The organism is uncultured Lactobacillus sp. (assembly GCF_902491705.1).
Classification (GTDB): Bacteria; Bacillota; Bacilli; order Lactobacillales; family Lactobacillaceae; genus Lactobacillus.
On the sequence record NZ_CABUIW010000083.1, the window covers coordinates 1 to 6,805 of the forward strand.

8 protein-coding genes are annotated in these 6,805 nt (G+C 36.7%); 6 read left to right on the forward strand and 2 right to left on the reverse strand.

Features of this window, described 5'->3' with window-relative positions; all coding sequences use genetic code 11:
- Positions 1 to 104 precede the first annotated feature (104 nt).
- From RDN22_RS10710 to RDN22_RS10735, 6 genes are all read left to right on the forward strand, one after another.
- The gene (locus tag RDN22_RS10710; RefSeq protein ID WP_308558092.1) at positions 105 to 398 is read left to right on the forward strand and encodes a bacteriocin immunity protein; all 294 of its coding nucleotides are present in this window, start codon (positions 105 to 107) and stop codon (positions 396 to 398) included.
- Between the two features lie 177 nt (positions 399 to 575).
- Positions 576 to 1,799, forward strand: a complete 1,224-nt coding sequence (locus RDN22_RS10715; protein WP_308558093.1) for a lactate oxidase — start codon at positions 576 to 578, stop codon at positions 1,797 to 1,799.
- Between the two features lie 82 nt (positions 1,800 to 1,881).
- Positions 1,882 to 2,205 carry a bacteriocin immunity protein gene (locus RDN22_RS10720; RefSeq protein ID WP_308558094.1) on the forward strand — a complete coding sequence of 108 codons (324 nt, stop codon included), beginning with the start codon at positions 1,882 to 1,884 and terminating at the stop codon, positions 2,203 to 2,205.
- 78 nt (positions 2,206 to 2,283) lie between these two features.
- Positions 2,284 to 2,508: a hypothetical protein gene (locus tag RDN22_RS10725; RefSeq protein ID WP_308558095.1), complete on the forward strand. Its 225-nt coding sequence runs from the start codon at positions 2,284 to 2,286 to the stop codon at positions 2,506 to 2,508.
- A gap of 94 nt (positions 2,509 to 2,602) precedes the next feature.
- Positions 2,603 to 2,794, forward strand: a complete 192-nt coding sequence (locus RDN22_RS10730) for a hypothetical protein (protein WP_308558096.1) — start codon at positions 2,603 to 2,605, stop codon at positions 2,792 to 2,794.
- Positions 2,795 to 2,907: 113 nt separating this feature from the next.
- The gene (locus RDN22_RS10735) at positions 2,908 to 5,211 is read left to right on the forward strand and encodes a glycoside hydrolase family 31 protein (protein WP_308558097.1); all 2,304 of its coding nucleotides are present in this window, start codon (positions 2,908 to 2,910) and stop codon (positions 5,209 to 5,211) included.
- 76 nt (positions 5,212 to 5,287) lie between these two features.
- On the opposite strand, the gene RDN22_RS10740 is transcribed toward RDN22_RS10735, so the two are convergent.
- Both RDN22_RS10740 and RDN22_RS10745 read right to left on the reverse strand, forming a co-directional pair.
- Positions 5,288 to 6,376 (reverse strand): CPBP family intramembrane glutamic endopeptidase, encoded by a 1,089-nt coding sequence (locus tag RDN22_RS10740; RefSeq protein WP_308558098.1) that lies wholly within the window; start codon positions 6,374 to 6,376, stop codon positions 5,288 to 5,290.
- Positions 6,377 to 6,688: 312 nt separating this feature from the next.
- Positions 6,689 to 6,805 (reverse strand): IS3 family transposase (locus RDN22_RS10745; protein WP_308554877.1); only part of this gene is annotated, 117 nt, incomplete at its 5' end.

The following is a 6,805-nucleotide window of genomic DNA, read 5'->3' on the forward strand; positions in this document are numbered from 1 at the left end:
TAGTGAATCGACTATCCCGTCGGATAATCAATTCACTATTAAGCTTAGAATGTTTTGTTTGTTTTGCACTATGCTAAAACAAAGTGAAGATCGGAGGAAAAGTTATGAGAAATCCAATGGAGGGTGTAGGGATGCACCCAGATATTAATATTAAAGACAATGATTTCATGATTAAGGTGAGAGAACTGGTTAACAGCGATCTCGATCTATTAGGCAATAGCGACATTATGAAGCTGGTTAAAGTAGCATTATTCAGAGCTAGCAAGAATGAACCAGTTCACGAAATTGCTAAAGAACTTGATGAGGGTCTGTCGGGTTATTTAGTTAAAAATGATTTTAAGGCTCCAGCTGGTGTAAAAAAGTTACAAGCAGCATTAAAGATCTATACTGAAGAATAATTTTTGAAAGAGAAGGAGAAAATAAAAAACTTCCTTCTCTTTTTATTTGTGAAAAAAAGAACTTAACTATTGCCGTTATTAAAACATTTTTCAGCATTTTTCACTAACTTTAAAAAACGTTTTCATCTATAATTGAAGTGTCAAATAAAGTAAAGCATTGCGAAAGAAGGATTAGCTATGACTTATTATTACAATGGATTTCCTCAAAGTGACCGTAATGAAAAAATTTCAATGATCAACGTAGATGAACTAGAAGAACGTGCTAAAAAAGTAATGCCAGAAGGTGCATATTACTACATTGCTTCAGGTGCTGAAAATGAATGGACCTGGCGTGCAAATACTTCAGCCTTTAATCATTATCAAATTGTGCCTCGTGCTTTAACCGATATACAGGATCCACAAACTGATACGGAATTCATGGGGTTGAAGCTGAAGACTCCAATTATGATTTCACCAATTGCTTGTCATGGTATTGCACATAAGGATGCCGAAATAGCAACTCAAGAAGGTGCTGCTGCAGCTGGTGCGCTTTTCTCATCAAGTACATATGCTAATAAGAGCGTAGAAGACATTGCAGCTGCTGCACCAGAAGCTCCAAGATTTTTCCAATTGTATTTGAGCAAAGATTGGGATTTCAACAAGATGGTTTTTGATGCAATTAAAAAAGCTGGCTATAAAGGGATTTTCTTAACTGTGGATGCCTTAGTTTCTGGCTATCGTGAAGCTAACTTGAGAACCAAGTTTAAGTATCCAGTTCCGCTTGATTTCTTTACCCGTTACATAGGCGGAAAAGGTGAAGGTCAAAGCGTTGCGCAAATGTATGCTTCTAGTGCACAAAAGATTGGTCCAGAAGATGTGGCACGAATTAAGCAAGAATCAGGTTTGCCAGTCTTTGTAAAAGGCGTTATGTGTGCAGAAGATGCCTATAAAGCTATTGGTGCAGGTGCAGACGGTATCTATGTTACTAATCATGGTGGCCGTGAAGTAGACGGTGCTCCTGCTACAATCGATGTTTTGCCTGAGATTGCGAAGGCAGTTAACCATCGCGTACCAATTGTATTTGATTCTGGCGTTCGTCGCGGTTCACATGTCTTTAAGGCTTTAGCACTTGGTGCAGACTTAGTAGGCATTGGCCGTCCATACTTGTATGGCTTAGCTTTAGGCGGTGCTAAGGGCGTAGAGAGCGTTATTGAGCAACTAGATGATGAATTAAAGATCGATATGCAATTGACTGGTTGCAAGACAATTGACGATGTTAAACATGCCAAGATAGACAAAATTCACTACGGATTAGATACTTTGCCATCTAACACGGATCCTAGAATTAAAAAGCCATATCCAGTTACTGCAGAAAACCAAATTAAGAATGCTGATGCCATTACTGGAGCTTCACAACATTAGAAAAAATATTTTCAAAAGATATTGCTTTCCCAATTTTTGAGCATATAATTTAATCAAAAGTTGAGGAAAGGGAGAATACATTATGTATCAAGAAGAAATAGATGATTTAAAAACTTGGCTTTTGAATAATATTACTGATCTATTGGTTAACGAAGAAACTAAACCAGAAGAGCGTGAAGTTTTGCTTAAAGCAAAGCATCAACTTGAAAATGGTGAAAGTGCAAATTATGTTTGCAACTTAATTCGTGTAGGACTTGATCCATTAAGCTGGCAAAGCAAGTTATCTAAGGGCGTTATGGAGTTCCACCACGCAATTGTTTCTAAGTCTTACCCAGTATCACATCAAGCTGGTGCATTAGGTGGCGCCGCACTTGGCTTAGCTTTTAATGGTCTAGCTCGCAAATAAATTAATTGATAATAAACCTGACAGCTATTAGACTTTTAATTAAGCCTAGTAGCTGTTTTGTTTTGAGAAGGAAAAAAGATGGACAATAAAAATTCACAGAATCAATTTTCGCCTTGGCAATTAATTCTTTCGATGATTATTGCCTGGGTAATAACATTTTTTAGTATGTGGGCTGCACGTGGCTTCAGCATGGATTTCTTCATTATGCCTCGTTTTGCTTTTGTTTTGGTTATCTCAGTAGCTGGTGCAATCGTTATCGGTCCAGCCATTTTCGGCTTTTTGTATATTGGCAGGAAAAAATAGTTCACAAAAATAATTGACAAATTCTCCATTAGATATTAGTGTATTAGTTAAGTAATACAGATAGAATTATTAATATTTGATGGAGGTGCTTGTCATGCTTTATGTTTTATATATTTTGATTGGTTTGTTAATTATTTTAGGTGTGAACTTGATGATCACAGGGCTATTAGCAGTGCATGATATGTACACTCGCCGCGAAGATGAAGAGCCTACTTTTGATACATTTAAGAAGTACTTTGCGGAAAATAATAATATTCCAACGAAGATGTCAGACATATTCAACTAATTAAGAGCTAGCAAACTTGCTAGCTTTTTTCATTGCTTGAAAGATAAGAGAATAAACTTATTGTGTTAAAATTGAAAGCGAATACATAGTTTTGATTTATATAGAGGTAAATTATGGTTAACAAACTTATCAATTTTACTCAAGACGCGCAAAAAATTACTTTAAATTATGAAGAAAAGCCACTGACTTTAACGGTGATCACGCCAGAAATTGTGCGTGTGTTCCAAGATCGTGGCAACGCCAGCAATTCTTACGCAATTGAAGGCGATAAGGAGATAAAGACTGACTTTAAGGTTAAGCAAGATAAGGATCACGTTGAATTATCCACAGCTAAACTAGTAGTTAAGGCATATGATGACGAAAAAATTGATATCTACGATGAAAAGGGCAATCCATTAATCCTTGATTATCGTCAAAAGCGGACACCAATTGACCGTCAAATGGATAAAGAACACCTTGAATTAGCTGAATCTGAAGGTCATGACGTTAAAAAGATGCTTGGCGCACATGATCAAAATTACTACGAAATTGTTAAATCATTATCTAGTGATGAACAATTCTACGGTTTGGGCGATAAGACCGGCTTCTTGAACAAGCGCCATTATGCTTATGACAACTGGAATACTGATAATCCAGATCCACAAGTTGAAAGCTTTACGCGTTTGTACAAGTCAATTCCGATCTTGCTTGGCTTAAAAGATGGTCATCCATACGGAATTTTCTTTGATAATACTTACCGCAACCACATTGACTTAGGTAAAGAGAGCAATGATTATTACTACTACTCTGCAGTTGACGGCAACATTGATTACTACATCATTGGCGGCGATTCACTCAAGGAAGTAATCACTAATTACACTTACTTAACTGGTCGTGTACCAATGCCACAGAAGTGGACATTAGGTTATCAACAATCTCGTTGGGGCTACAGTGTAAGCCAAGAACAAGTAGAAAAAATCGCAGAAAATTTACGTAAATATGACTTACCATGCGATGTTTTACACCTTGATATCGACTATATGGACGGCTACCGCGTTTTTACCTGGAGAAAGGATAACTATGAAGCTCCAGAAAAATTCATCACTAAGATGCGTAAATTGGGCTTCAGAATCATCACAATTATTGATCCGGGTGTTAAGAAAGATGATGACTACAAGATTTACAAAGAAGGTATTGAAAAGGGCTACTTCGTTAAGGCTCCAGATGGTACTGTCTATGTAAATGAAGTTTGGCCAGGTGAAGCAGTCTTCCCAGACTTTGGTAGAAAAGAAGTACGTAAATGGTGGGCTAAGAACTGCAAGTACTTAGTTGACCTTGGCGTTTCAGGTATCTGGGATGATATGAACGAACCAGCATCATTTAAGGGCGAAATTCCGCAAGATATCGTCTTCCACAATGAAGAAGAAGCTTCAACTCATAAGAAGATGCACAACGTTTACGGTCATAATATGGCTAAGGCAACTTATGAAGGATTAAAGAGATTCAGTGGTAAGAGACCATTTGTAATCACAAGAGCCGCATATGCAGGAACTCAAAAGTTTTCCACAGTTTGGACTGGTGATAACCAAAGTTTATGGACACATGTCCAAATGATGATTCCACAATTATGTAACTTGGGGATGAGTGGCTTTAGCTTTGCCGGAACTGATATTGGTGGTTTTGGTGCTGATACTACACCAGAATTACTTACTCGCTGGATCGAAGGAGCATTGTTTAGCCCATTGTACAGAAACCATGCGGCTCTAGGTACGCGCTCACAAGAACCATGGGTATTTGGCGAGCCAACTTTGTCAATTTACCGTAAGTATTTGAAGTTACGCTACCACTTTATTCCATATCTTTACGATGAATTCTATCGTGAAACTAAGACTGGACTTCCAGTTATGCGTCCACTTGTCTTGAATTATGAAAATGATCCACAGGTGCATAACTTGAATGATGAATATATGGTGGGCGAGGACATTTTGGCAGCCCCAGTTGTTCAAGAAGGTCAAACTAAGCGTGCAGTATATTTACCAAAGGGTAAGTGGATTGACTTCTGGAATGGCGTTGAACATGCAGGTAAGACGACAATTTTAGTTGATGCACCAATTGATAAGTTGCCATTGTTCATTAAGAAGAACACCATCTTGCCATGGGGCAAGGAAGTTAGTCACATTTCTGATGAACCAGATGAGAGTATGACCTTTAGATTATTTGGTAAGAAGGGTAAGTACACTCACTATCAAGATGATGGTACTGACTTTAAGTACCAAAATGGTGAATACAACTTGTACAAGATCAAGGCTAAAAATGGTGATGTGAAAGTTAAGCTTGAAAAGCATGGCTTTGGTCCTGTATATCGCAGAATTACGGTTCAATTGCCTGATAAGAAAGTGGTATTCAAGTACAAGAATGGCGAATATGTAAGAAAATAATAGAAATAAAGTAAGAGAAAAGGCTGTGCAGGGGTGCACAGCCTTTTTTAATGAAAAAATTCACTCAAAATCGTTCTTATTTTCCAATAATTCTATTTGCATTATCTTCCATAAATTTCCGTCTCTTACCTGTTAACATCCAAGCGAAAATTACGACACCAACAATTAACAAGAGAATTGAGCCTAGCCACCCACTAAACATAGTAATTGCGCCGTCGGTACTTAATGTCTCCAAATCAACTAGAGAATGGATTACCATTCCTAGCCATAATTTGCCAGTATATAAATAGAGAACACCAAGTGCAAGTCCCATACCAAAAGCATATGTAAGCTGTTGTGCTGTCATATCTACAGAATAGAAGGTGCCATTAGTAATAGTTCCCAAGTTACTCAAATGTTCTAGACTGAATAAAATTGCTGATATTATTACTGCTGCCATGACTCTGCCTTTGAAGTTGCGCATAGCGTAAAGCAAGACAATGATTTCTAGCCCACGAAATATTTCTTCATAAAAACCAGATCTAACTGAAAAGTCTACTATATCTGTAGTGAAATGATACGAAACTTCAAAACTACTCCAATTCCAAAAGGCAAGCAGCTCTTCCCAGTTATTTACAATATTTAAATACGTGTTAAAGAAGATAAGCCAAATCATCACCAGCACTAATACAATTAATGATCCTAATTGAAAATTGTCTGTTTTAACAAATTTCAAATTCCAGCTGAACTTCAAGCCCCATGCATTAGTTATAAAGAAAGCTAAAATAAAACTTTCTATGCCAACTATCAAGGCATCGTATACAAGAAAGTGAAGTGAGTCTGGTAAGTTAATAAAGTCATTAGCATTAAATGTGAAACTTACATCAAAAATAACAATGCTTAACACACGCATAAAGCCATTTTTTACTATTGGCAGATCAATCATTACCCAGGGAATATTGATCACTAGTAAAAGGATACAGCCTACGATGGAGAAAAACATTGCGTATTTAGGCAATACAACATTGAGGGCTGAAATCCCAGTATAGACCATTAGGTTAGATGCATATGGTAATACTAGGACGCCTAGCCATTTAGCAGCTGCTTCGATATAACGGCTCTTGTTCTCTAAGAGGGTTAAGATGAATATTACTACTAGTGCACATAAGACAGTTGGATACACCATAGGCATCTTGAAAGTGGGTACTACATGCAAAGTAAGACAAAGCATAAGTAGTATTCCTATCACTAGTTGAATTTTTAAAATCAATTCATATGTTTTGTTTTTCATAATGATTGCCATCCCTTTTAGTTTGTTTTTATCATACCTTTTTAATAAAAATATAACAAATTTAATCAAGCAAAGAAAAAGAGGACTAATTTGGACTGAAAATGAACCTAATCAGTCTTTTTTGTCTTTGGGATAAGAAATTGAGTTAAAATCAAAAAATAAAGGAATAGGTGATTAAAATGAAGTGGGACCTAAAAAGTAGACATTTTAAAACATAGGATTAATAGAGGCTTGATTCCGATATTCTTTCGGAGTTAAGCCTTTTAATCTGCTCTTTATCCTTTCTTCGTTATAGTATTTGATATATTCCTCTATAGCTTGAGC

Excerpts from the sequence above, each read along its gene's own strand:
- RDN22_RS10710 (WP_308558092.1), top strand. The coding sequence starts at position 105 with ATGAGAAATCCAATGGAGGGTGTAGGGATGCACCCAGATATTAATATT.
- RDN22_RS10715 (WP_308558093.1), top strand. The coding sequence starts at position 576 with ATGACTTATTATTACAATGGATTTCCTCAAAGTGACCGTAATGAAAAA.
- RDN22_RS10720 (WP_308558094.1), top strand. The coding sequence starts at position 1,882 with ATGTATCAAGAAGAAATAGATGATTTAAAAACTTGGCTTTTGAATAAT.
- RDN22_RS10725 (WP_308558095.1), top strand. The coding sequence starts at position 2,284 with ATGGACAATAAAAATTCACAGAATCAATTTTCGCCTTGGCAATTAATT.
- RDN22_RS10730 (WP_308558096.1), top strand. The coding sequence starts at position 2,603 with ATGCTTTATGTTTTATATATTTTGATTGGTTTGTTAATTATTTTAGGT.
- RDN22_RS10735 (WP_308558097.1), top strand. The coding sequence starts at position 2,908 with ATGGTTAACAAACTTATCAATTTTACTCAAGACGCGCAAAAAATTACT.
- RDN22_RS10740 (WP_308558098.1), bottom strand. The coding sequence starts at position 6,376 with ATGGTGTATCCAACTGTCTTATGTGCACTAGTAGTAATATTCATCTTA.